General features: G+C 70.8%; 20 protein-coding genes. 16 read left to right on the forward strand and 4 right to left on the reverse strand.

The window, feature by feature from the left end:
- Window positions 1-37 precede the first annotated feature (37 nt).
- A complete protein-coding gene (locus ACGFZA_RS10535) occupies window positions 38-1588 on the forward strand; it encodes an NCS1 family nucleobase:cation symporter-1 (protein WP_393678647.1) in 1551 nt (516 codons plus the stop codon).
- Here the strand turns inward: ACGFZA_RS10535 and ACGFZA_RS10540 are convergent.
- Window positions 1551-2324 (reverse strand): hypothetical protein, encoded by a 774-nt coding sequence (locus tag ACGFZA_RS10540; RefSeq protein ID WP_385272710.1) that lies wholly within the window; start codon window positions 2322-2324, stop codon window positions 1551-1553. The two genes, ACGFZA_RS10535 and ACGFZA_RS10540, sit on opposite strands and share 38 nt — an antisense overlap.
- Window positions 2325-2556: 232 nt before the next feature.
- On the opposite strand from ACGFZA_RS10540, the gene ACGFZA_RS10545 reads away from it, so the two are divergent.
- Both ACGFZA_RS10545 and ACGFZA_RS10550 read left to right on the forward strand, forming a co-directional pair.
- Window positions 2557-2919: a hypothetical protein gene (locus tag ACGFZA_RS10545; RefSeq protein ID WP_385273392.1), complete on the forward strand. Its 363-nt coding sequence runs from the start codon at window positions 2557-2559 to the stop codon at window positions 2917-2919.
- 194 nt (window positions 2920-3113) lie between these two features.
- Window positions 3114-4565, forward strand: a complete 1452-nt coding sequence (locus ACGFZA_RS10550) for an amidase (RefSeq protein ID WP_393678648.1) — start codon at window positions 3114-3116, stop codon at window positions 4563-4565.
- Here the strand turns inward: ACGFZA_RS10550 and ACGFZA_RS10555 are convergent.
- Together ACGFZA_RS10555 and ACGFZA_RS10560 are read right to left on the reverse strand one after the other, a co-directional pair.
- Window positions 4562-5368 carry a class I SAM-dependent methyltransferase gene (locus ACGFZA_RS10555; RefSeq protein WP_385272704.1) on the reverse strand — a complete coding sequence of 269 codons (807 nt, stop codon included), beginning with the start codon at window positions 5366-5368 and terminating at the stop codon, window positions 4562-4564. The two genes, ACGFZA_RS10550 and ACGFZA_RS10555, sit on opposite strands and share 4 nt — an antisense overlap.
- A complete protein-coding gene (locus tag ACGFZA_RS10560) occupies window positions 5365-6348 on the reverse strand; it encodes a carboxymuconolactone decarboxylase family protein (protein WP_393678649.1) in 984 nt (327 codons plus the stop codon). The genes ACGFZA_RS10555 and ACGFZA_RS10560 overlap by 4 nt, the downstream gene beginning before the upstream one ends.
- Window positions 6349-6517: 169 nt before the next feature.
- On the opposite strand from ACGFZA_RS10560, the gene ACGFZA_RS10565 reads away from it, so the two are divergent.
- Both ACGFZA_RS10565 and ACGFZA_RS10570 read left to right on the forward strand, forming a co-directional pair.
- Entirely contained in the window at window positions 6518-7666 is a 1149-nt protein-coding gene (locus ACGFZA_RS10565) for a sensor histidine kinase (RefSeq protein ID WP_393678650.1), read from the forward strand.
- Entirely contained in the window at window positions 7663-8346 is a 684-nt protein-coding gene (locus ACGFZA_RS10570; RefSeq protein ID WP_385278159.1) for a response regulator, read from the forward strand. The genes ACGFZA_RS10565 and ACGFZA_RS10570 overlap by 4 nt, the downstream gene beginning before the upstream one ends.
- Window positions 8347-8414: 68 nt before the next feature.
- Here ACGFZA_RS10570 and ACGFZA_RS10575 read toward each other — a convergent pair whose 3' ends face one another.
- Window positions 8415-9479, reverse strand: a complete 1065-nt coding sequence (locus ACGFZA_RS10575; protein ID WP_385278297.1) for a biotin/lipoate A/B protein ligase family protein — start codon at window positions 9477-9479, stop codon at window positions 8415-8417.
- A gap of 351 nt (window positions 9480-9830) precedes the next feature.
- Here ACGFZA_RS10575 and ACGFZA_RS10580 point away from each other — a divergent pair, with 351 nt between their 5' ends.
- The 11 genes from ACGFZA_RS10580 to ACGFZA_RS10630 all read left to right on the forward strand — a co-directional run bounded on the left by ACGFZA_RS10580 (window position 9831) and on the right by ACGFZA_RS10630 (window position 25157).
- Window positions 9831-10814, forward strand: a complete 984-nt coding sequence (locus ACGFZA_RS10580; protein ID WP_393678651.1) for an ABC transporter permease — start codon at window positions 9831-9833, stop codon at window positions 10812-10814.
- A gap of 1 nt (window position 10815) precedes the next feature.
- Window positions 10816-11751 (forward strand): ABC transporter permease, encoded by a 936-nt coding sequence (locus ACGFZA_RS10585; RefSeq protein WP_393678652.1) that lies wholly within the window; start codon window positions 10816-10818, stop codon window positions 11749-11751.
- Window positions 11748-13832, forward strand: a complete 2085-nt coding sequence (locus ACGFZA_RS10590; protein ID WP_393678653.1) for a dipeptide ABC transporter ATP-binding protein — start codon at window positions 11748-11750, stop codon at window positions 13830-13832. The genes ACGFZA_RS10585 and ACGFZA_RS10590 overlap by 4 nt, the downstream gene beginning before the upstream one ends.
- A 109-nt stretch (window positions 13833-13941) precedes the next feature.
- Window positions 13942-14319, forward strand: coding sequence for a hypothetical protein (locus ACGFZA_RS10595; RefSeq protein ID WP_393678908.1), 378 nt, complete (start codon window positions 13942-13944; stop codon window positions 14317-14319).
- A 2-nt stretch (window positions 14320-14321) separates the two neighbouring features.
- Complete coding sequence (locus ACGFZA_RS10600) at window positions 14322-15623, forward strand: ABC transporter family substrate-binding protein (RefSeq protein ID WP_393678893.1); 1302 nt, start codon at window positions 14322-14324, stop codon at window positions 15621-15623.
- Between the two features lie 422 nt (window positions 15624-16045).
- Complete coding sequence (locus tag ACGFZA_RS10605; RefSeq protein WP_385278153.1) at window positions 16046-17323, forward strand: ricin-type beta-trefoil lectin domain protein; 1278 nt, start codon at window positions 16046-16048, stop codon at window positions 17321-17323.
- Window positions 17323-18720 carry a ricin-type beta-trefoil lectin domain protein gene (locus ACGFZA_RS10610; RefSeq protein ID WP_393678654.1) on the forward strand — a complete coding sequence of 466 codons (1398 nt, stop codon included), beginning with the start codon at window positions 17323-17325 and terminating at the stop codon, window positions 18718-18720. Before ACGFZA_RS10605 ends, ACGFZA_RS10610 begins: the two co-directional genes overlap by 1 nt.
- A 131-nt stretch (window positions 18721-18851) precedes the next feature.
- A complete protein-coding gene (locus ACGFZA_RS10615; RefSeq protein ID WP_393678894.1) occupies window positions 18852-21038 on the forward strand; it encodes an RICIN domain-containing protein in 2187 nt (728 codons plus the stop codon).
- A gap of 91 nt (window positions 21039-21129) precedes the next feature.
- On the forward strand, window positions 21130-22437 hold the full coding sequence (locus ACGFZA_RS10620) for a ThuA domain-containing protein (RefSeq protein ID WP_393678655.1): 1308 nt from the start codon (window positions 21130-21132) through the stop codon (window positions 22435-22437).
- 186 nt (window positions 22438-22623) lie between these two features.
- On the forward strand, window positions 22624-24207 hold the full coding sequence (locus ACGFZA_RS10625) for an ABC transporter substrate-binding protein (protein WP_385278147.1): 1584 nt from the start codon (window positions 22624-22626) through the stop codon (window positions 24205-24207).
- Window positions 24204-25157 (forward strand): ABC transporter permease, encoded by a 954-nt coding sequence (locus ACGFZA_RS10630; RefSeq protein ID WP_385278145.1) that lies wholly within the window; start codon window positions 24204-24206, stop codon window positions 25155-25157. Before ACGFZA_RS10625 ends, ACGFZA_RS10630 begins: the two co-directional genes overlap by 4 nt.
- Window positions 25158-25165: the final 8 nt, after the last annotated feature.

Consider the following 25165-nt stretch of genomic DNA (forward strand, 5'->3'; position numbering starts at 1 on the left):
CGCACGGCACCGTCCCCGAGCGAAGGGTCCAGCCGCCATGACATCGACCGCACCGCCGCCACCACCGCAGGACCGGATAGCCGAGGCCCCGGACCGCGTCGAACTCCCCACCGGCGCCGCCCCCGACGACAGCCGGTTCGTCAACGAGGACCTGCTGCCCGTCCCCCTGGAGCGGCGCGACTGGACCACGTACAACTTCGCCGCCCTCTGGGTCGGCATGGCCCACAACATCCCGTCCTGGCTCCTCGCCTCCGGCCTCGTCGCCCTCGGCATGGACTGGAAGCAGGCGGTCTTCACCATCGCGCTCGCCAACCTGATCGTGCTCGGGCCCATGCTGCTCACCGGGCACGCCGGACCCAAGTACGGCATCCCCTTCCCGGTACTGGCCCGCGCCTCCTTCGGGCTGCGCGGCGCCAATCTGCCCGCCCTGATCCGGGCCGCGGTGGCGTGTGCCTGGTTCGGCATCCAGACCTGGATCGGCGGCGTCGGCATCTTCACCCTGCTCGGAAAGATCTTCGGCGGCTGGGCGAACGCCGACGAGATCGGCGGGCAGCCGTGGACGCTCTGGCTCTGCTTCATCCTGTTCTGGGCCCTCGAACTCGCCATCATCTACCGGGGGATGGACACCCTGCGCCGGTTCGAGAACTGGGCGGCGCCGTTCGTCATCGTCGGCGCCCTGGTGCTGCTCGTCTGGGTCGCCGTCAAGGCGGGCGGTCTCGGCCCGCTGCTCGACCAGCCCTCGAAGCTCGGCTGGGGCAAGGACTTCTGGCCCGTCTTCTTCCCCTCCCTGATGGGCATGATCGCCTTCTGGGCGACGCTCTCCCTGAACATCCCCGACTTCACCCGCTTCGGCGCCGGCCAACGCGCCCAGATCCGCGGCCAGTCGCTCGGCCTGCCCACCACGATGACGCTCTTCGCGCTGCTCTCCGTCCTGGTGACCTCCGGTTCGCAGGCCGTGTACGGCGAGGCGATCTGGGACCCGGTGCAACTCGTCGCCCGCACGGACAACGTCTTCGGGCTCCTTTACGCCCTGGTGACCGTGCTGGTCGCGACGGTCTCCGTGAACATCGCGGCGAACGTGGTCTCACCCGCGTACGACCTGGCGAACCTCGCGCCCAAGCTGATCAACTTCCGTACGGGCGCGCTGATCACGGGCGTCGTGGGCGTCGTGATCATGCCGTGGAAGCTCACGGAGACGCCCGAGCTGTACATCTTCACGTGGCTCGGCCTCGTCGGCGGGCTGCTCGGTACGGTGGCCGGCATCCTCATCGCCGACTACTGGATCGTCCGGCGGACCGTACTCGACCTCGCCGACCTCTACCGGCCCGGCGGCCGCTACTGGTACACGAACGGCTGGAACCCGCGGGCCGTCGCCGCCTTCGCCGTCGGCGGAGTCCTGGCGATCGGAGGCTCGCACTCGGAACCCGGGAAGGGGCCGTTCCCGGCGGACGGGCTGGTCCCGTTCCTGAAGCCGCTCGCCGACTACGGCTGGGCGGTCGGCCTGGCCTCCTCGCTGGTGCTGTACGTGCTGCTCACCGGCCGGGAGAGCGTCACACCGGGCTCGTCGAGCGGCCCAGCAGCGCGCTGACGTCGAAGGTCTCGTCCGGCGGGGGCGTGGTCCTGGGCACCGGCCTGTCGAAGGCGGAGAAGCCCACGACCGCGTCGGCGCCGTCGCCCTTGATGGTGAGCCGCAGCGGATAGGGCTTGCCGGTGGCCGCCACGTCGAGCGTCAGGGTGGTGTTGTCGCGCATCCTCGTCAGCGGGATGACGGACGTCTTGCCGAGGGTGGTCTTCGCGCCCTTGTTGAGCGTTCCGGTGTGGTTGTTCGCGTTGTCGCTGACCAGCTTCTGGAAGGTGTTGAGGTCACAGGTTCTGGTGACGGCACTCAGCCGGGGGTCGTCGGCCGACCCCTTCATGTAGCGGCCGCCCAGGATCGCGGCGAAGGTGGATCCGCCGTTGGGGACCTGGTTCTTCCAGAAGTCCGCGTCCGGCTTGATCCAGATGTCGTCGCCGCGCTTCACGATCAGCGCCGAGCCCTGGCTGTTGCCGAGGTCCACCGAGCCGTTGCAGTTGCCGGCACGGTCCAGGGTCAGTTCCAGGGACATGGGGGTGCTGCCCCTGCCGAGGTCCCCCCGGGTGCTCAGGTGCACGGACTCCGCGCCGAGCAGCGCGTCACGGGAGCGGTCGGCGATCTGCTGGGCGGTGAGATGGTCGATGTCCTCCGCGTGTGCCACGCCGCTGCCGATGAGGCCGCTGCCGGTGACGGAGAGTACGAGCGCCGCAGTCCATGCGGCCGGGCGTGTGCCGAGGTGTGGACCGGTCACGTCGCCTCCTCGAAGGGTCGTGGCGGGGCTGTCCGGGCCTGCGGTCCGATCTTCCGAGCGTACGCCGGGGGAGGGACGGCCGCCCGGTGGAACAGTGCCCCCGGGTGCGTACACAGCGTGACGTTCGGTGGCGTTTCCGGTTAGAGGGGACGGGCTCGGCCGCTACGGCGCCGAGTGCGTCACCACCGAGACGCGAACCACCGGATCCACCGAGTACGACCGAGAGGGAATCATGAAGAAGTCCATGGGGAGTCTGTCCGGGGCCGTACTGCGGGGTACCGCCGTCGCCGGACTGACCGCGGCGCTCGCCGTGTCCACCGGCCTCGCGACGGCGGCCTCGGCCGCCGCACCGACGGCGACGCCGCCGGGACTGTCCTGCGAGACGGGCAAGCACGCCATCGACGACTACACGGGCTACGCGCTGTGCCGGAACAACGGCTCCGCGACCCAGACCTTCTGGGTGCACCTGGTCTGCGGCTGGTCCCCGGACGTGGACGGTGAGCACGTCACACTGAACCCGGGCCAGTCCGGCCAGTCGACCGCGCACTGTGCCGGGCTCGGCACCGGAATCGGTGAGATCACGGTCCAGCCGTAGGCCCGGGGCGCCCGCGCGGTGCCGCTCCCGGCGGGAGCGGCACCGTCCGGGCGCTGCGGACGGCGATGCGACGACACGGCGGCGGCCTGACCCGCCGAACGGTTGAGTGAGCGCGCCCCACTCGTTACCCTCCAGTAAGTTCGTTCGGGCGGACAGGTGTACGCACCTGACGGTACGAGGGAGGCGGGCAGTCCATGTCCTCAGCACAATCCACCGGAACGGACGTCGAGGCCCCGGCCGGACTGGCCGACAGCGCACGCGCCCTCGCGGACGGCCGCACCACGGCCACCCGGCTCGTCACCGAGGCCCTCGCCCGGATCGAGGCGAGCCAGGGCACCCTCAACGCCTTCCGGCACCTGCGCGCGGCCGCCGCACTCGCCGAGGCGGCCGAGGCCGACCGCCGGCTCGCCGCGGGGGAGCGGCTGCCGTTGCTCGGGGTACCGGTCGCGGTCAAGGACGACACCGACGTCGCTGGGCTGCCCACCCATTTCGGCTGCGCGGGGGAGCTGCCTGCCGCGACGGCCGACAGCGAGTCCGTACGCCGGCTGCGCGCCGCCGGGGCCGTGATCGTGGGGAAGACCAACTCCTGCGAACTGGGGCAGTGGCCGTTCACCGAGGGATCCGCCTTCGGCGCCACCCGCAATCCTTGGAACACCGAGCACACCCCGGGCGGCTCCTCCGGCGGTTCGGCCGCCGCCGTGGCCGCCGGACTCGTGCCCGCGGCGCTCGGCTCCGACGGGGCCGGGTCCGTCCGCATCCCCGCCGCCTGGACCCACCTCGTCGGCATCAAACCGCAGCGCGGCCGGATCTCCGTGCACCCCCACAGCGACGCCTTCCAGGGGCTCACCGTCAACGGCCCGCTGGCCAGGACCGTCGCCGACGCCGCCCTCCTGCTCGACGCCGTCGCGGGCGCGCACCCCGACGACCCGCACCGCCCGCCGCCCGTCGACGCCTCCGCCGCAGCCCGCCGCGACCCGGGCCCACTGCGCATCGCCCTCGCCTGGCGTCCCCCGCTCACCCTCACCGGCACCGCTCCCCACCCGGACATCCGCCGCGCCGTGACCGAACTCGCCGAGGCACTCGCCCGGCTCGGCCACCACGTCGAGGAGGCCCGGCCCCGCTACGGGCTGATCGGTCTCGGATTCCTCCCCCGCGCCACCGCCGGGATCGCCGAACTCGCCGCACGGCACCCCGAACCCGCGCTCCTGGACCCCCGCACCCGCAGCGCCTTGCGCACCGGCACCCGGCTCGGCGGCCGGGTGGTACGGGCCGCAAGAGAGCGGGAGGTGCGCCAGCACCGGCGGATCGGCGCCCTGTTCCACCCCTCCCGGGGCAGAGCCGGATCGGGATTCGACGTGCTGCTCACCCCGACGACGGCCCTGCCGCCGCCCCGTATCGGCAGGTTCGACGGACTGAGCGCCTGGCGCACCGACGTGGCGATGACCGAGGCGTGCCCGTACGCCTGGCCGTGGAACGTCCTGGGCTGGCCCGGCATCAACGTTCCCGCGGGCTTCACCCCCGACGGCCTCCCCGTCGGGGCCCAACTGCTCGGCCCCTCCCGCAGCGAGGAGCGGCTCATCTCGCTGGCCGCCCAGCTGGAGGCCGACCGGCGGTGGTACGAGCACCGCCCGCCGGCCGGCCCTTAGGGAGTGCGCGCGGTCACCACCCACACACCCGCGCGCAGCATCACCCCGCGCGGCGACTCATGGGGCAGCAGGGCTTCGGTCATCGCGGCCCGCGTGGCGTCGGAGACGGACAGGCCGGGGGTGCGGGAGACGAAGAAGTCGACCGCGTCCGCGGCGTCCTTCCCCCAGCAGGTGTCGGCGCTCACGCCCGTCACCTCGATCGCCGTGAAGCCCGCCGCGCCCAGGACCGCGTGGATGCGCCCGGGCTCCGAGAGCGAGGCCATCGCCGTGGCCACCGCGTTCTCCGTGGTGTGGTCCCGCCCCAGCAGCGAGGCCAGCAGGCCCAGCGCCTTGCGCTCCTCGCCGTCCGGCTGTGCGGGCTGCGGGCACAGGAAGGCCAGCCGGCCGCCCGGCCGCAGCGCTCCCGCGATGTTGGCGAACGCGGCGACGGGGTCGGCGAAGAACATCACCCCGCCCCGGCTGACGGCCAGATCGTAGCCGCCGGGCTCGAACGCACAGGTCTGCGCGTCGGCCAACCGGTAGGTCACCTGCGGGAACCGCGCTCCGTCGGTGAGCGCGCGGGCCCGTCCGACCAGGGGCTCCGAGAGGTCGACCCCGGTGACCCGCCCGCCCGGCGCCCGCTGAGCGGCCATGCGCGTCGTCAGCCCGCTGCCGCAGCCGATGTCGACCACCCGGTCCCCGGGGCCGATCGCCGCCGCGGCGAACAGGGCGCCGTCGAACCCGTCCAGCATCGCGTCGTAGCGGTCCGGGTGGTCGGCCCAGTGCTGCCCGAGCGGTCCGTTCCAGGCCTCGGCGACCGTCATGCGTGCTCCTTCGTCCCCAGGGTGAGCGTGGCCTCGACGCGCCCCATGGCGCAGATCGCCCCGAAGGCGATCAGATGGACCAGGCAGTGGTCGGTGAACGGCGGTACGAGCCAGGCAGCCACGTCCTCGTCCGTGATCCGGTACGGGGCGCGCGCCGCGAGCAGGGCCAGCCTGGCGCCCGGCCGCTTGGCCCGGTCCGGCAGACCGGCTCCGTGCAGCGGAAGCGGGGTGACACCGTCCCAGGCCGCCACCGACTCCCGTACGAGCGCCGCGTCCTCGTCGCTCAGCAGCCCGGCACCCAGCTCCGCCGCCGTGCGCAGCGCACCGTAGGCGGTGCCGACGGCGGTGCCGGCCGCCCAGGCGGGCGCCTCGCCCGCCGTTTCGAGCAGCGGGAGGCTCAGTCCCGTCACCAGCTCGCGGCGAACGGTCCGGGCCAGGGAGCGGCCCGCCACGCTCCGTACGCAGCGCAGGCGCTGGAGACCGCCGGGCAGCATGCTCTCGGTCAGCAGCGAGGACACGATGCGGTTGATGAAGTGGAAGGCCAGCGCGGTACCGATGTGCTCGGGTGCGGCGGCCGGCGGAAACGGCCGCGGCGTGCTCAGGTCCTTCCCCCAGGCCAGCAGGGCGCGATGGCCCGGGTCCGCCGGCTGTTCGCCGCGGGCGATCGTCTCCGCCAGCCGGTGGTCGCCGGTGGCGTGCAGCAGCACGGTGTGCGCGTCCACGCAGAACGGACAGCGGTTGGCGAGCGACACCCCGGCCGCCACCACCTCCTTGTCCGTACGGGACACCTGTCCGGCCAGCAGCGCCTCGCGCAGCAGGGCCCAGGCCGCGGTGAGCAGGGGCGGTGACGGGGACAGGACGACGAAGGTCGGTGCGCGCTCGATCCCGAAGTCGGTGGACATCTGCGCGTAGACGTCGGCGACCGCTCCGGTCGCCGACTTGGGAGGTACGGGTGAGGTGTAGCGGAAAGGTCCGGTCATGGCGACGATGCTCGCCCGCGCACCGGGGCCGGGTCGTCGTACCGGCGAAGGCGATCGGCGCTGATCCCGTCCGGCGGGGGACGGCCGGGCACTACTGCCCGGGGAGTAGTGCCCGGCCGGTCCCCAGGGCTGATGCCCCGGGTGCCGCACGGGAGTTAAGGTGCGGCACATGACGGGGGAAACGGGGGACATCGGCCGCCGCACCCGGTTGCTGGACGCGGTACTCGCGTGCGTGACCGGTGCGGCGGTCACCGTCGCGGCCTGTGCGGCCTCCGCACCCGGCGTACTCGACCTGGTGCTCGTCGCGACGGGTTCGCTGGTGCTGGCCGAGCACCGACGGGCGCCCCGCACGGTGCTCGTCGTCACCACGCTCGCCATGTCCGGGTACGTGCTCCACGCCCACCCGGGCACCTGGGCGGCGTTCCCCGTCCTGGCCGCCGTGCACGCCGCCGCCCGCAGCGGGCACCGCGCCTGGGGCGTCGCGGCCGGCGCCCTCTTCCTCGCCGGCTACTTCACCGTCCTGATCACCGCCTCACCGGCAGCCGAGAGCGTGGTGGAGCGGACCCTGCTGCTGGTCGGCTGGTTCCTCTGCGCCGGGGTCACCGGACTCATCGACAAGAACTGGCAGGCCTATCTGCGCCAGACCGAGCAGCGGGCGCTCGACGCCGAGCGGACCCGGGACGAGGCGGCGCTGCGCCGGGCGGGGGAGGAGCGGCTGCGGATCGCACGCGAACTCCACGACTCGCTCACCCACTCCATCTCGATCGTCAAGCTCCAGGCGGGAGTTGCCGTCCACCTCGCCCGCAAGCGCGGCACGGAGGTGGAGCCCGCGCTGCTCGCCATCCAGGAGGCGAGCGGCGAGGCGATGCGTGAACTGCGCGCCACGCTGGAGGTGTTGCGCACCGACGTGGTCGAACCCGGCACCGGGCTCGACCGGATCGGTGAACTCGCCGAACGGGCCCGGAGCGCCGGCATCGCGCTCGCGGTCACCGTCAGCGGCGAGGAACGGCCCCTCCCCGTGTCCGTGGACCATGCCGCGTACCGCATCGTGCAGGAAGCCCTCACCAATGTGGCCCGGCACGCCGACCGGGCCCCGACCACCGTCCGGCTCGCCTACGGGCCGAGCGCGCTGACGGTGCACGTCGACGATCACGGCCCGTGCGGCCCCGGCGACACCGTCACCGCGGGGACCGGTCTCACGGGCATGCGGGAGCGCGTGACGGCGCTCGGCGGCACCCTGGCCGCCGCGCCACGCAGGGCCGGCGGTTTCTCCGTACACGCCGAACTGCCGCTGCACACCAAGGGATCCACCGCATGAGCGAGGAGGTCGCAGCCCCGATCCGTGTGCTCATCGTCGATGACCAGGCGCTCATGCGGGCCGGTTTCCGGGCGCTGCTCGACGCGGAGGACGGCATCGAGGTGGTCGGCGAGGCCGCCGACGGCCGCGAGGGGCTGGAGCTGGCCCGGCTGCACACCCCCGACATCGCCCTCGTCGACGTACAGATGCCCGTGATGACGGGCATCGAGGCCACCCGGGCGATCGCCGCCGACCCGCTGCTGGGCGGGGTCCACGTGGTGATCCTGACCAACTACGGCCTGGACGAATACGTGTTCGACGCCCTGCGCGCGGGGGCGGCGGGCTTCCTGCTCAAGGACACCGAACCCGCCGAACTGCTCCAGGCCGTCCGCGTCGCGGCCCGCGGCGACGCCCTGCTGTCGCCCGCCATCACCCGCAGGCTGATCGGCGAGTTCGTCGCCCGGCCCCCGGACCGGACGACCGCGCCGGGCTTCGAGACCCTGACCCGCCGGGAGCGGGAGGTCAGCGCGCTGGCGGCCCGGGGGCTCACGAACGAGGAGATCGCCGCCCACATGGTCATCAGCCCGTTCACCGCCAAGACACACATCAGCCGCGCCATGACCAAGCTCGGTGCCCGCGACCGCGCCCAACTCGTCGTCTTCGCCTACGAGTCGGGGCTCGTCACCCCGCGTGAGCGCTGAGGGGCCGCTGACCGCAAGCCGACGGGCCGAGGGCGGCCGCCCGTGCGGCGGCACGGCCCCGAAGCGGCCTACGGCACCCGCGCGGTCCACTCCGCGGTGGAGAACTTCGTACGGACGAGCTCCTCGGCGCGGGCCAGCTCCTCCGGGGTCACCGCGCCCCGGGTGAGGCCATGACGCCCGCGGAACGACTCGATCATCCGCTCGATGACCGTCTCGCGAGGCAGGCCCGTCTGCCGGCGCAAGGGGTCGACGCGCTTCTTGGCGCTCTTCGTGCCCTTGTCGGACATCTTCTCCTTGCCGATCCGCAGGACGTCGAGCATCTTGTCGGCATCGATGTCGTACGACATCGTCACGTGGTGCAGCACCGCGCCGGGCCCGCCGTCCGGCCCCACCACACGCTTCTGTGCCGCTCCCGCGATCTTCCCCACCTCGGTCGCGATGTCGTTGAGCGGCTGGTACCAGGCCTTGATCCCCATGTCGCCGAGCGCTTCGAGCACCCAGTCGTCCAGATAGGCGTAACTGTCGGCGAAGGAGAGGCCGGAGACGAGGGACTGGGGCACGGCGAGCGAGTAGGTGATGGTGCTGCTCGGCTCCGCGAACATCGCCCCGCCCCCGGAGACGCGCCGGACCACCGTGACGCCGTGACGGTCCACACCCGCCGGGTCGACCTCGTTGCGCAGGGACTGGAAGCTGCCGATGATCACCGCGGGGGCGTCCCACTCCCACACCCGGAGCGTCGGCGGCCGCCGGCCCGCGGCGACCTCGGCCGTGATGACCTCGTCGAGAGCCATGTGGAGCGCGGGCGACTGCGGGGCGTCGTGGATGAGCTGCCAGTCGAAGTCGCTCCACTCCGCGGCGTGCGCCAGCGCCCGGCGCACGGCGACGGCGACACCCTCCGACGTGAGCCCCAGCATCACCGTCGACTCCGGGAGGGCCGCGTCGATGCGGGCGGCCAGGCCCGCCGTGTCGGTGGTGGCCGGGGCTCCCTCCAGCGCCGCGTCGATCGTCAGGATCGCCTCGTCCGGCTCCAGGAAGAAGTCACCCGCCACCCGCACATCGCGCAGCGCCCCGCCCCGGACGTCCAGGTCCACCACGACGAGCTTGCCGCCGGGGACCTTGTACTCACCGTGCACAGCCATGCCTCCAGATCCGCCGGTTCTCCTTACGAATCGGCTCCGACCAGGCATAACGCCGCAACCGCGACGTTTAATCCGTGACCGGCGCAGCGCGGGGCACGCACTTTGGACGAAGGGCGATCCCTGCATAAAACATGATCTGTCGGGACTGTTTGCTACGGCGGCATTTCGACGTCGTGGCGGGACGGGCCAAGCTCTGGTGGCGCCGCCGGGCCGCGGACCACACTGGCGCCCGCACGTCTGTGCTCACGTTCCGTCCCCCCAGAAAGCTCCACCGCGCATGCATACGCCCCCCAGATCCGGCGCCCCCACGGCGCACCTCCCGCGCGCGGTGAGGAGGTGCCGACCGTGCTGCGCTATGTGACGCGCAAGGGGGCGGGCTGGCTCCTGATGATCGTGGTGTCGACCAACGCCACCTATTTCCTTGCCAGTTGGTTCCTCGATCCGCGGTCGAACTTCAAGGAACTGCGGCCCGTCCGCAGCGAGGCGCAGATCGGCCGGGCGCTGGCGCCCTACAACCTGGACCCCCAGGTACCGGTGGCGCAGCGCTGGTGGGACTGGTTCACCTCCGTCGTCGTCCACTTCGACTGGGGGAAGTCACCCACGGGCGTCTCCGTCAACGGGGAGATCGGCTACCGCTCGCTCGTCAGCGCCGAACTGGTCGTCATCGCGACGATCCTCTCCGTCGTGCTCGGCGTCGCGCTGGGTGTGTACACGGCCTCGCGACAGTACGGCTGGTCCGACCGGGTCTCGCAGGCCGTCTCCATCGCGGTGTTCAACGTTCCGACGTCCGTCGCCGCACTCGGCGTGGTCTTCGTCGCCATCTGGCTCAACCAGCACGCCGGTCTGCACTTCCTCTACGTGGCCGGGGAGAACTCGCCCAACGTCGAAGGGCTCCTCCCGACCATCGGCGACCGCATCCTGCACCTGATCCTGCCGACCCTGACACTGACCCTGATGGGCTACGTCGGCTACCACCTGACGCAGCGTTCGCTCCTGCTCGACACCATCAACGCCGACTTCGTGCGCACCGCACGGGCCACCGGACTCACCCGGGCCCAGGCCATCCGCAGGCACGCCCTGCGGACCGCGCTCATCCCGACGGCGACGTCCGTGGCGTTCAGCGTCCCGGCCATCTTCACCGGGGCCATCATCACCGAGACGATCTTCGGCTGGAACGGCATGGGCCGCTACTTCATCCAGACCATCAGCAAGAACGACGTGCACGGCACGGTCGCGACCGCGGCCTTCGCCGCCGCACTGACCGCGATCGGCGCGATTCTCGCGGACATCGCCACGGTCTTCCTCGACCCGCGCGTGAGGGCGAGCTGACATGGCCACCGACCTGACCACGCCCCCCGGCCGGCTGCCGGACGTGACGCGCGGCGCCCCCGCGGACGGGCACCGGCCCGGCCTCGCGCGGCTCTACCTGAGGCGCTTCCTGCGCAACCGGCTCGCCGTCGTCGGCGTGCTGATCTTCGTGGCCCTGGTGCTGTTCAGCGCGTTCGGCGGTCTGTTCACCTCGTACGCCTACTCCGACGCCGACTTCGCCGCACTCACCCGGCCGCCGAGCGCCGCGCACTGGTTCGGCACCAACCAGGGCGGCAACGACATCTACGCCTCCGCCGTGCACGGACTGAGGCGTTCCCTGGCGATCGCCGTGAGCGTGTCCGTCCTGACGGTCGCCGTCGCCGCCGTCATCGGATCAGGCGCCGCCTACTTCGGCGGCCGGGTGGAGCGAACCACGCTCGCCGTCATCCACTTCCTGCTGATCGTCCCCTCGTTCCTCATCCTCGCTCTGGTCTCCAACCGCCTGGCCGGTGACTGGCGGATCCTCATCGTCGTACTGACGCTGTTCGGCTGGATGTCCACCGCGCGGGTGATCTGGTCCGTCTCGACCTCCCTGCGCGAGCGGGACTACGTGACGGCTGCCGAGTTCATGGGGGTGGGCCCGCTGCGCATCATCCTGCGCCACATCATCCCCAACCTCGGCTCGCTGCTGATCGTCAACCTGACGCTCGGCGTCGTCGCGACCGTGCTCAGCGAAACCGCCCTGTCCTTCCTCGGGTTCGGTGTCCAGACCCCGGACGTCTCCCTAGGCACGATGCTCGCGGACGGTGCGAGCACCGTCACGAGTGCCCCCTGGCTGTTCGCCTTCCCCGCAGGTCTGGTCGTCCTGCTCACCGTGTCGATGACCTTCGTCGGCGACGGCCTGCGCGACGCCCTGGACCCCACATCCGTGACCGGTGCGGCAGGAGGCCGACGATGACCCTCGCGACGACCACGTCCACGGCGCCCCCGGCCGGGGACGCCACCGCCCCCGTGCTCTCGGTGCGGGACCTGCGGGTCTCCTTCCCCTCCGAGGACGGCCCCGTCGAGGCGGTGCGCGGTGTCGGCTTCGATCTCCTGCCGGGCCGCACGCTCGGCATCGTCGGCGAGTCCGGCTCGGGCAAGTCGGCCACCGCCATGGGCATCATGGGCCTGCTGCCACCCTCGGCCGACCTGCGGGGCCAGGTGCTGCTCGGCGGCCAGGACCTGATCGGCCTCGGTGACAAGGCCCTTTCCCGGGTGCGGGGCAAGACCATCGGCATGGTCTTCCAGGACCCGCTGTCCGCCCTCACCCCGATCTTCACCGTGGGCCGGCTGCTCTCCGACACCCTCCGGATCCACCAGGACCTGACGAAGCGGGCCGCCTGGGAGCAAGCCGTCGAGCTGCTTGACCTCGTCGGCATCCCCGACCCGCGCGGCCGGGCCACGTCCTTCCCCCACGAGTTCTCCGGCGGGATGCGCCAGCGTGTCGTCATCGCGATGGCGATCGCCAACCAGCCCTCCGTGCTCGTCGCCGACGAGCCCACCACCGCCCTCGACGTCACCGTGCAGGCCCAGATCCTCGACGTACTGAAGCTGGCGCAGAAGGAGACCGGCGCCGGACTCGTCCTCATCACGCACGACCTCGGAGTGGTCGCCGGCCACGCGGACGACATCGCCGTGATGTACGCGGGCCGGATCGTCGAGCGGGCGGGCGCTGGGGAACTCTTCGCCCGGCCGGTCATGCCGTACACCGCGCGACTGCTCGCCGCCGTGCCGACCGTGGACAGTGGCGTCCACCGCCCGCTGGTCCCGATCGGCGGGGAACCGCCGGCGCTCGTGGGCCTCCCGGCAGGCTGCCCCTTCGCGCGCCGCTGCGCCGTCGCCCTCGACGCGTGCCGCACCGACGAACCCGCGCTGCGCGAAGTCACCGGGCACGGGGACGTGGCCTGCCTGCGCGCGGACGAGATCGCCGGCGGGACGCTGGACCCGGCGGGCCCGGTCGAGCCGGTCGAGTCCCTCCCCGAGGAAGCCCGCGCCGCCGGTGACGTGGTGCTGCGCGTCGAGGACCTGGTCAAGACCTTCCCCGTCACCAGGGGCGCCGTCCTCAAGCGCCGGGTCGGCACGCTTCGGGCCGTCAACCGGGTCAGTTTCGAGCTGCGGGCAGGCGAGACCCTCGGCCTGGTCGGCGAGTCGGGCAGCGGCAAGACCACGACGCTGCTGGAGATTCTCCGGCTGAGGCAACCCGAGGGCGGGCGGATCGAGATCGCCGGCACGGAGGTCGGCTCGGCGGGATCCGCCGCACGCGTAAGGGAGTTGCGGCGCGAGGTCCAGATCGTGATGCAGGATCCGCTGGGGGCTCTCGACCCGCGACTGCCGGTGTTCCAGCTGCTCGCCGAACCCCTGCAGGCCATGGGGCGGGACCGCGAGGCGATCCGCACCCGCGTCGACGAGCTCCTCGCGCTGGTCGGCCTGGACGCCTCGACGATCACCCGTTTCCCCGCGGCGCTCTCCGGCGGTCAGCGTCAGCGCATCGCCGTCGCCCGAGCCCTGGCGACCGAGCCGAGACTGCTGGTGCTCGACGAGCCGCTCTCTGCCCTGGACGTGTCGGTGCAGGCCGGAGTGATCAACCTGCTCGCCCGGCTGAAGCGTGAACTCGGCCTGGCCTACCTGGTGGTGGCGCACGACCTGGCCGTGGTCCGGTACATCTCCGACCGTATCGCGGTGATGTACCTGGGCCACATCGTCGAGACCGGCGACACCGAGGCGATCTTCTCCGATCCGAAGCACCCGTACACCCGGGCGCTGCTGTCGGCGATCCCGGTCCCCGACCCGCGGCGGGAACGCACCCGCGAGCGTGTCGTGCTGGAGGGCGAACAGCCCAGCGCCGCCCGGCTGCCGGCGGGCTGTGTCTTCGTCGACCGCTGCCCCCTTCACCGCGTCGCCGACGAGGCGGTGCGCGAGCGCTGTCGTACGGAACGCCCCGCGCAGGCCTCCGTGGCCGGCCGGCCCGGTCACCAGTACGCCTGTCACGCCGTCTGAGGCCGTCCCGTCCGGGGCCCCGACCCGCCGGTCCGTGCCCCGGGCCGTTCACCCCGCCCGTCACCGGGCTCTCCCGTACACCCGTCGAATCAGAAGGAAGCCATCCGTCATGCGCGCAAGACTGGCCCTGCCCGTCGCCCTGATCGCCGCCGTCTCCGTCGCCGCCACCGCGTGCCAGTCCTCCTCCGGCCAGGACGGGGCGGGCGCCGACCGCAAGGGCGTCCCCAAGACCGCGTCGGCCGCGGTCGACTACAACCCCCAGCCGTACGAGAACGTCAAGGACGGCGGGACGTACACGACGGTCGGCACCTTCGACGACCAGGGCAACCCGTTCAACGTCAATGCCACGCTGACCGCGGCCCGGGTCTGGGGCTGGTACAACGCCGACGCGATCACCTATACGCCCACCGGCGAGGTGCGCTACAACCCCGACTACTACAGCGACGTGAGGTCGCCGTCGAGGGCGGCCATCAGAAGGTCACGCTGACGATCAACCCGAAGGCCACGTTCAACGACGGCACCCCGATCGACTGGACGGCGATCGAGGCCACCTGGAAGGCCAACAACGGCTCGGACAAGGAGTTCGCGGCGTCGTCCACGGACGGCTACGACCGCATCACCTCGGTCGTGAAGGGCAAGGACGCCAAACAGGCCGTCATCACCTTCAAGGGCGCCAACGCCGCGTGGTCGACCCTGTTCACCACCTTCCTGCACCCCGAGGCCGCCACCGTCGACAACTTCAACAAGGCGTACGTCAAGAAGGCCCACCCGGAGTGGGGTGCGGGCCCCTACACGGTCGGCACGTGGGACTCGCACTCGGGCAACATCACCTTCGTCCGCAACCCGAAGTGGTGGGGCAAGAAGGGCAGGCTCGACAAGCGCGTCTACGTCAACCTGGAGTCCACCGCGGCGGTCAACGCCTTCAAGAACGGCCAGATCGACTACGTCTCCGCGGTCGACGCGGAGAGCCTCAAGCAGGTCAAGGGGCTCAAGGGCACGGAGATCCGGAGCGGCGGCAGCCCCTTCGAGTACTCCCTCTACTTCAACACGAAGTCGGCGGTCCTCTCGGACAAGGCCGTCCGCAAGGCCATCCAGGAGGCCGTCGACCGGACGCAGATCGCGAAGATCCAGTTCCAGGGCCTCGACTACACGGAGCCGCTGCCCGGCTCGGCAGTGCTCTACAGCTTCCAGAAGGGTTACGAGGACAACGTCTCGGCCGCTCTGAAGTACGCACCGGACGAGGCGAAGAAGACGCTGGACGCGGCGGGCTGGAAGGCCGGGGACGACGGCATCCGCGTCAATAACGGCAAGAAGCTCGAAGTCGGTTACACGCTGCTGGGCGACGACCCGCTGGGCAAGGCCACCGCGGGCGCCTTCGCCGCGATGCTGAAGCCGGTCGGCGTCCGTCTCGTCATCAAGAAGGGGGACGACGCGGACTTCTCCAAGATCCTCAGCGACCGCAGGTTCGACCTGTTCCTGTCGGGGAACCGCTCCATGGATCCGTTCGGCGCCCGCTACCTGTGCGACTTCTACTGCTCGGACCGCGACTCCAACCTCACCGGCGCGGGCACCCCGGCACTCGACAGCAAGATCCGCGCCACCACCCGGATCGCCGACCTGGCCGAGCAGGCAGCGGCGGTCAACAAGGCCGAGAAGGAGGCGCTCCAGCAGTACGCGTTCCTGCCGCTGTTCAGCGGCCCTTCGACCTACGGAGTGAAGAAGGGCCTGGCCAACGTCGGCGCGACCATCTTCCTCACCCCGCTTCCGGAGACGGTCGGCTGGCAGAAGTGATGCCCGGCTGACGGGTGGCACAGGGCCCGGTGACAGCGCCGGCCCGCGGACATTCAGTGAATGTCTGCGGGCCGGCGCTGTCGTTTCCGGTGCCGTCGCTTCGACTCTTGGCCGGTGAGTCCGCCGGCCGGTGGGCGGCGGGCGCGGGGACGGGGGCGTTTTCGCACTCCGGAGGCGCATCTCGGAGGGATCGGTCAGTGGTATGTACCAAGGTCTTGACACCTGCTTAGTTCACTTCTTAAATCACGTAGTGAACAAAGCGGCCTCGTCGCCGCACCCCGCACGCGGTACTTCACACGGCACCTCCGCACCGGTCGGCGCAGCTCTCGCACGTCCTTTGCGCCCTGTATCTGTCATGTGCATGCCTGTCATATGCATGACAGATTCCCCTTCCTCCCCCTCATGCACCGGAAGGGAGAGTCATGGACTCCCCACGCCGTACGCGGCGCCTGCTGCACTCCGTACTCTCGGTTCTCACTCTCGCCCTGGTCACCACGGCCCTCTCGGGCAGCGGTGGGTCCGCGACCGCCGCCCCGATGGCGGACACCGCGGCGGCCGCCGCGGTCACGACGTTCTCCGACGAGTTCGACGGCGCCGCCGGTTCGGCGGTGAACGGCTCCAAGTGGCAGATCGAGACCGGCGACAACGTCAACAACCACGAGCGGCAGTACTACACGTCCGGCAACAAGAACGCCGCGCTGGACGGCCAGGGGCATCTGGTCATCACCGCCCGCAAGGAGAACCCGTCGAACTACCAGTGCTGGTACGGCACCTGCCAGTACACCTCGGCCCGGCTGAACACCTCGGGGAAGTTCACCTCCACGTACGGTCATGTCGAGGCGCGGATGAAGATCCCGCGTGGCCAGGGCATGTGGCCCGCCTTCTGGATGCTCGGTGACGACATCGGACAGGTCGGCTGGCCGAACTCCGGCGAGATCGACATCATGGAGAACGTCGGCTTCGAGCCTTCCACCGTGCACGGCACCCTGCACGGCCCCGGCTACTCCGGATCCGCCGGTATCGGCGCCGGGTACACCCTTCCGAACGGTCAGGCCTTCGCCGACGCCTTCCACACCTTCGCCATCGACTGGGCCCCGAACTCGGTGACCTGGTCCGTCGACGGCAACGTCTACCAGCACCGCACGCCCGCCGACACCGGCGGCAACACCTGGGCCTTCAACAAGCCCTTCTTCCTCATCCTCAACCTCGCGGTCGGCGGCTACTGGCCGGGCGACCCCGACGGCAACACCGCCTTCCCGCAGCAGCTCGTCGTCGACCACGTGCGCGTCACCACCAGTGACACCCAGCAGCCCGGAACGGGCGGCCGGATCACCGGCCTGGCCGGCAAGTGCGTGGACGTCGCCGCGGCGAACAGCGCCAACGGCACCCCGGTCCAGCTCTACGACTGCAACGGCAGCAACGCCCAGCAGTGGAGCGTGAACGCGGACGGCACCATCCGGGCGCTCGGCAAATGCCTCGACGTGGCCTCGGGCGGCACGGCCGACGGCACCGTCGTCCAGCTGTGGGACTGCAACGGTTCCGCGGCCCAGCGCTGGGCGGTCAGCGGGGCGCGCGACATCGTCAACCCGCAGGCGAACAAGTGCCTGGACGTCACGGGCAACAGTTCGGCCAACGGTTCCCGGCTGCAGATCTGGACGTGCACCGGCGCCGCCAACCAGAAGTGGACGGTGAACGGCTGATGAGTTCTCCTCTCGTACGCAGACACGCCCCCGCCCTCCGCGGCGTGCTCGGTGCCGGGGCGGCCGCGGCGCTTCTGGCCGGCCTGACCGGATCGCCCGCCCTGGGCGCCACCGCGGCGACCGGGCAGATCACGGGGATCGCCGGCAAGTGCGTGGACGTCGCCGGGGCGAGCAGCGCCAACGGCACCCCGGTCCAGCTCTACGACTGCAACGGCAGCAACGCCCAGAAGTGGGACGTCGGTTCGGACGGGAGCATCAAGGCGCTGGGCAAGTGTCTGGACGTGACCTCGGCCGGCACGGCCAACGGCACCACCGTCCAGCTGTGGGACTGCAACGGCTCCACGGCCCAGCGCTGGACCGTCACCGCGGCGCACGACATCGTCAATCCACAGGCGGACAAGTGCCTGGACGCCACCGGGAACAGTTCGGCCAACGGCACCCGGCTGCAGATCTGGACGTGCACGGGCGCCGCCAACCAGAAGTGGACCGCGCCCACCGGCGGGGGAGACCCGACGACTCCGCCCGCCGGGGCGATGGCCGTCGCCCCGTACCTCTACAACGGCTGGGGCAGCCCGCCCAGTCCGACCACCGTCATGAACGCCACCGGCGTCAAGTGGTTCACCCTCGCCTTCGTCCTCAGTAACGGATACTGCAACCCGCAGTGGGACGGCGGCAGGCCGCTGACGGGCGGGGTCGACCAGCAGACCATCAACACCGTCCGGGGCGCGGGCGGGGACGTCATCCCGTCCTTCGGCGGCTGGAGCGGAAACAAGCTGGAGAGCTCCTGCTCCAGCGCGGGTGAGCTGGCCGCGGCGTACCAGAAGGTCATCAACGCCTACGGGCTCAAGGCGATCGACATCGACATCGAGGCCGAGGCGTACGACAGCGCCACCGTCCAGCAGCGCACGGTCGACGCACTGAAGACGGTCAAGGCCAACAATCCCGGGATCAAGGTCTACGTCACCTTCGGCACCGGACAGAACGGCCCCGACGACAGCCTGATCCGCAAGGCCTCCGCGTCCGGGCTGACCGTGGACAGCTGGACGATCATGCCGTTCAACTTCGGCGGGGCGGGCCAGAACATGGGCAACCTCACCGTCAGCGCGGCCGAGGGGCTGAAGAACACGGTCAAGAGTGCCTACGGCTACTCCGACGACCAGGCGTACCGCCACACCGGGATCTCCTCGATGAACGGCATCACGGACAACAGCGAGACCATCACGGTCGCGGATTTCCGCACCATCCTCGCTTACGCGCAGCAGCGGCATCTGGCCCGGCTGACCTTCTGGTCGGTCAACCGCGACCGCCCGTGCACCGGCGGTGGCGCCGACACCTGCTCGGGCGTCGCCCAGCAGCCCTGGGACTTCACCAAGGTGTTCGCCCAGTACGCCGGCTGACCGTCCGTCACACCCCCCCACCGAGCCGTCTGACCCGCACAGGAGAATCCGTGCTCAGATCCGTCCGAAGAAGACCCAACGGGGGCCGGTCCGGCTCCTCGCCGAGCCGCCGACGGCGGGCGCTGACCGCGGTGTTCGCGGCCGGCGCCCTCGCCGGGCCGGTCCTGGCCGCCACCCCGGCCCCGGCCGCCACCCCGGCTCAGGCCGCCCCGCGCGCCGCCGTGGCGGCCGCCGCCCTGCCGGCCGGCTGGGCGACCGTCGTCAACAGCGGCAGCGGCAAGTGCCTGGACGCCCGGGCCGCCGCCACAGTCAACGGCACCGCCGTGCAGCAGTACACCTGCAACAGCTCCACCGCCCAGCAGTGGAGCCTGACCGCGACCAGCGGCGGCTACGTCCGCATCAACAACCGCAACGACGCGGGCCAGGTCGTGGACGTGAGCGACGTGTCCACCGCCGACAACGCCGCCGTGCACCTGTGGGCGTACGGCGACGGTACCAACCAGCAGTGGCAGGCCGTCGACGAGGGCGGCGGCGCCTTTCACTTCGTCAACCGCAACAGCGGCAAGTGCCTGGACGTGCCCGCCGCCTCCACCGCGGACAGCACCCAGCTCGTCCAGTACACCTGCAACAACTCCGCCGCCCAGCGTTTCCAGGTCACCCCGGTGAGCACCGCGCCGGGCGATGTCGACCTCGGTCCGAACGTGGTCGTCTTCGACCCGTCGATGCCGTCGGCCACCATCCAGAGCCGACTGGACTCGATCTTCCGGCAGCAGGAGACGAATCAGTTCGGCAGCCAGCGGTACGCGGTGATGTTCAAGCCGGGCACGTACAGCAACGACGTCAACGTGGGCTTCTACACCCAGGTCCTCGGGCTCGGCCAGTCGCCCGACTCGGTGACGATCAACGGCGCCGTGCACGCCGAGGCGGACTGGTTCCCGCCGCAGAACGCCACCCAGAACTTCTGGCGCGGCGCCGAGAACCTCTCGGTGAACCCGACCGGCGGCACCGACCGCTGGGCCGTCTCCCAGGCGGCCCCGTACCGCCGCATGCACGTGCGCGGCAATCTGGCCCTGGACGACGGCGGCTGGGCCAGCGGCGGCTTCATGGCCGACACCAAGATCGACGGCCAGGTCCGCTCCGGTACGCAGCAGCAGTGGATCACCCGCAACTCGACCCTCGGCAGCTGGACCGGTTCCAACTGGAACATGGTCTTCGTCGGCAGCCAGGGCGTACCCGCCACCAGCTTCCCCAACCCGCCCTACACCACGGTGAACCAGGCCCCCGTGGTCCGCGAGAAGCCCTTCCTGTACGTGGACGGCGCCGGCGCCTACCAGGTGTTCGTGCCGTCCGTCCGCGGCAACGCCGCGGGCACCACCTGGGCGGGCGGCAGTGCCGCGGGCACCTCGATCGGCATGGACAGGTTCTTCGTCGTGAAGGCGGGAGCCACCGCCGCGCAGATCAACGCCGCACTCGCCGAGGGCAAGAACCTCCTGGTCACCCCGGGGGTCTACCACCTCGACCAGACCCTCAGAGTGACCCGGCCGGACACCGTGGTCCTGGGCCTCGGCCTCGCCACGTTCGTCCCGGACAACGGGGTCACCGCCATGACGGTGGCCGACGTCGACGGGGTCAAGGTCGCGGGCATCCTCTTCGACGCGGGTACGACGAACTCGCCGACCCTGATGGAGGTCGGTCCGGCCGGATCCTCGGCCTCGCACGCGGCGAACCCGACCTCGCTGCACGACGTCTTCTTCCGGGTCGGCGGCGCCGCGGTGGGACGGGCGACCACCAGCCTGGTGGTCAACAGCGACCACGTCATCGGCGACCACATGTGGATCTGGCGCGGCGACCACGGCAGCGGTATCGGCTGGAACAGCAACCGGGCCGACACCGGTCTCGTCGTCAACGGCGACGACGTGACGATGTACGGGCTGTTCGTCGAGCACTACCAGAAGCACCAGACGATCTGGAACGGCAACGGCGGGCGCACGTACTTCTACCAGAACGAGATGCCCTACGACGTCCCCGACCAGGCGTCCTGGATGAACGGCTCCACCCAGGGCTACGCCGCCTACAAGGTCGCGGACTCGGTCACCAGCCACCAGGCGTACGGCCTCGGCAGCTACTGCTTCTTCAGCTCCAACCCGGGCGTGAGCGCCGAGCACGCCTTCGAGGTCCCGGACAACCCGAACGTGCGGTTCCAGAGCATGGTGACCGTCTCGCTCGGCGGCACCGGAACCATCCGCCACGTCATCAACGGACGGGGCGGCCCCTCCAACTCCTCCTCCAACGTCGCCAACCTCGTCAGCTACCCCTGACCGGCGCGGCCTCACCGGAACACACCGGGCCGGATCCGACACCCGTCGGGTCCGGCCCGTCCCCCACCCGGTCCGGAAAGGACGGTTCCGTATGAACACCATCAGGGCCACCTCGGCCCTCCGAGGAGGCATCGGCCGGCTGTGCCGATGGCTGCTCCTGCTGCCGGCGTTACTGCTCGGGCTCTCCACCGCCCCCGCGCACGCCGCAGCCCAGACGCCCGCCTTCAAGGTGATCGCCTTCTACAACGGCACCTGGGACGCGGCGCACATCAGCTTCGTCCAGGAGGCCAACCGGTGGTTCCCCGCCACCGCGGCCGCCCACAACTTCTCCTACACCTCCACCAACGACTGGGAGCGGCTGAGCAGCATCACCCCGGACCAGTACCAGGTGGTGCTGTTCCTCGACGACGCCCCGCAGACCGCCTCCCAGCGCTCCGGCTTCGAGCGGTACATGCGCTCCGGCGGTGCCTGGATGGGATTCCACGTCTCCGCCTTCACCACCGAGGCCCAGCGATGGCCGTGGTTCTACGACCAGTTCCTCGGCAGCGGAAACTTCAGGTCGAACACCTGGGGACCGACCACCGCGGTGCTGCGCACCGAGGACCGGACGCACCCCGCGACCGTCTCGCTGCCCGCCACCTTCACCTCGTCGGTCAGTGAGTGGTACGCGTGGGAGAACAACCTCCGCGACAACCCGGACATCAAGGTCCTTGCCTCCGTGGACCCGGTGAGCTTCCCGCTGGGGACGGACCCGAACCAGTCCTGGTACAGCGGCGACTACCCGGTCCTGTGGACCAACACCCACTACCGGATGCTGTACGCGAACTTCGGCCACAACGCCATGGACTACGGATCGGGAACGACCCTGTCCTCGACGTTCGCCAGTGAGACCCAGAACCGGTTCGTGGTGGACGGGCTGAAGTGGCTGGGCGGTGGCGGGGGAGACCCGGCGCCCGGCGACCCGGTCGACGGGACGTCGGCGTTCGCGGTGGTCTCCGGGGCCAACGGGAACTGCGTGGACGCGCGCGCGGCGGCGACCGGCAACGGCACGGTGATCCAGCAGTACACGTGCAACGGCACGGCCGCGCAGCGGTACAGGTTCCCGGCCACGGACAGCGGCTATGTACGGATCGCCGCCGACAGCGACGGCCGGCAGGTGGTCGACGTGGCGAACGTGTCCGTGGCCGAGCAGGCTCCGCTCCAGCTGTGGGCGTACGGGGGCGGCGCGAACCAGCAGTGGAAGCCCGTCCGGGAGCCCTCGGGCCGCTACCACTTCATCGCCCGGCACAGCGGAAAGTGCCTGAGCGTGCCGTCGTCCGGCGCCGCCGGTGTCCAGCTGGTCCAGCGCGGCTGTGACGGATCGGCTGCACAGAGTTTTGGCCTCGTCACCCAGAGCTGAGCTCCGGGGGTGCGGACAGGCGTCTTCACGCCTTCTGCACCCCCGTTATCCGATCGTCAGTAAAAACCGTCCGCTATGTGGGCACCCCTCTTGCCTGCGGACTGTATGCGAAATACGGTCTGCGATATCCCTTGATCACCCCCTGGCGGGAGGTAGGCCCTCGTGCGCCGAAAAGCGGTTGCCCTGGTGGCGGTTGCATTGGTGTCCTTCACCTCGGGCTGCGCGTCGCTGCAGTCCTCGGCGACCGAAGTCGGCGGTGTACGCAAAACCGACGACCGGTCCGTACGCGACGGCGGGACACTCACCGTCGCCCTCAACTCGGACCCGGACAAACTCGACCCGACGCTCGCCCAGACCCTCGTCGGCCGCACGGTCTTCGCGGGCATGTGCGAGAAGCTCTACGACATCGACGAGGACGGGGTCGTCGTGCCGCAGCTCGCTGCCGCACTGCCCACCACCTCGGCCGACGGCCGCACCGTCACCCTGAAGGTGCGCCCCGGCCTGAAGTTCAGCGACGGCACCCGGCTCGACGCCGCGGCCGTCGTCACCTCACTCCTGCGCCACCGTGACCTGCCCGGATCCGCCCGCGGCACCGAGCTCGCCCCGGTCACCTCCATCGAGGCAACCGGCCCCGACACGGTACGGATGCGGCTCGACCAGCCCTACGTACCGCTCACCGGCGTCCTCGCGGACCGGGCCGGGATGGTGATGTCACCGACCGCGCTGAAGAAGTACGGGAAGAACTTCACCAACCACCCCTCCTGCGTCGGACCCTTCCGGTTCGTCGAGCGGGTCGGCGGCGACCGGATCGTGCTGAAGAAGGACCCGAACTACTACGACGCGGACAAGGTCCACCTCGACGGCGTCGTCTACAAGCCCATCCCCGACGGCAACGTGCGGCTCGCCAACCTGCGCTCCGGCGACCTCCAGGTCGGCGACCAGATGGGCCCCGTCGACGTACAGAGCGCCCTCACCGAGCCGAAGCTCCAGCTCTTCAACTCGCCCTCCCTCGGCTACCAGGGCATCGGCCTCAACGTCGGCAACGTGAAGGGCCTCGGGCAGAAGCCGGGCAAGCTCGACACCCCGATCGCCCGGGACGTCCGGGTCCGCGAGGCGTTCGAGCTCGCGATCGACCGCGACACCCTCAACGAGGTCGTCTTCCAGGGCATGTACGAACCGGCCTGCGGCCCCATCTCGCCGCAGTCCGCCATCGCCCCCGGAGTGAAACCCGAGGACTGCCCGAAGCGCGACATCGCCAAGGCGAAGAAGCTGCTGAAGGAAGCGGGGGTGAAGACCCCGCTGAAGATCGAGCTGAAGACCTCCACCACCCCCGAGCAGGGACGGGTCGGACAGGTCCTCCAGGCCATGGTCAAGGAGGCCGGCTTCGACCTCTCGCTGCGGCCCACCGAGTACGCCACCATGCTCTCCGAGACCGACGCCGGGAACTACGACGTCTTCACCAGCGGCTGGTCCGGCCGGCTCGACCCGGACGGCAACGTCTCCAACTTCCTCAAGACCGCCGGCGCCATGAACGCCTACGGCCTCGGCGACCCCGCGATCGACAAGCTCATCGCCGAGGGCCGCACCGTCGCCGACCCGGCCCGGCGCACCGAGATCTACGACGAGCTCACCCACCGCGTGCAGGACGCCCACACGATGATCTACCTCTACCGGCAGAAGAACTACGTCGTCGCCACCAAGGACGTCGCGGGCATCCGCGTCTACGGCGACGGACTGGTCCGGGTCACGACTGCGGGGTACACCCGATGACGAAATACCTTCTGACGCGCCTGCGCCAGTCCCTCATCACGCTCTTCCTGGTCTCCGTCGTCGTGTTCGCCGGCATCCGGGCGCTGCCCGGCGACCCGGCGCTCGCCCTGGCCGGTGAGGAGCGCAGCCCCGAGGCGCTCGCCGCGATCCGTGAGGCGTACGGCCTGAACGACAACATCGTCGTGCAGTACGCCCGCTTCATCGGCCACGCCCTCACCGGTGACCTCGGCAACTCCTCCCGGACCGGGCTGCCGGTCGCCGACGCCATCGGGCAGGCTCTCCCCGTCACGCTGGAACTGGCCGCGCTCTCCCTGCTGCTCGCCGTGGTCCTCGGCATCGGCGCCGGAGTCGTCGCCGCCGTGCGGCGCGGGAAGCCCGAGGAGTGGATCGCCAACGTCATCGCCCTCATCGGGCTCTCCATCCCGACGTTCTGGCTCGGCATCGTGCTGGTACTCGGCTTCGCCATCGCCCTTCCCGTGTTCGCCGCCTCCGGCTACGTCCCCTTCGGTACCGACCCGGTCGACAACCTGCGCCGCATGGTGCTGCCGGCCATCGTGCTCGGCTCCGGTCTCGCCGCCGTCGTGATGCGGCAGACCCGGGCCGCGATGCTCGACTCGCTCTCCGCCGACTACGTACGCACCGCCCGGGCCAAGGGGCTGTCGAAGCGCGCCGTCGTCGGCGGGCACGCCCTGCGCAACTCGCTCGTCACCGTCGTCACGGTCCTCGGACTCCAGCTCGGGCACCTGATCTCCGGCGCCGTCGTCACCGAGCAGATCTTCGTCCTGCCCGGCTTCGGCAAGCTCACCATCGACGCCGTCTTCACCCGTGACTACGCGACACTCCAGGCCGTGGTGCTCTGCACCTCCGCCGCGTACATCCTCATCAATCTGCTGGTCGACGTGGTCTATTCGGTCATCGACCCGCGCATCCGGCTCGGAGGTGCCCGGTGACCACAGCG

This window comes from Streptomyces sp. NPDC048211 (assembly GCF_043202315.1).
Classification (GTDB): domain Bacteria; phylum Actinomycetota; class Actinomycetes; order Streptomycetales; family Streptomycetaceae; genus Streptomyces.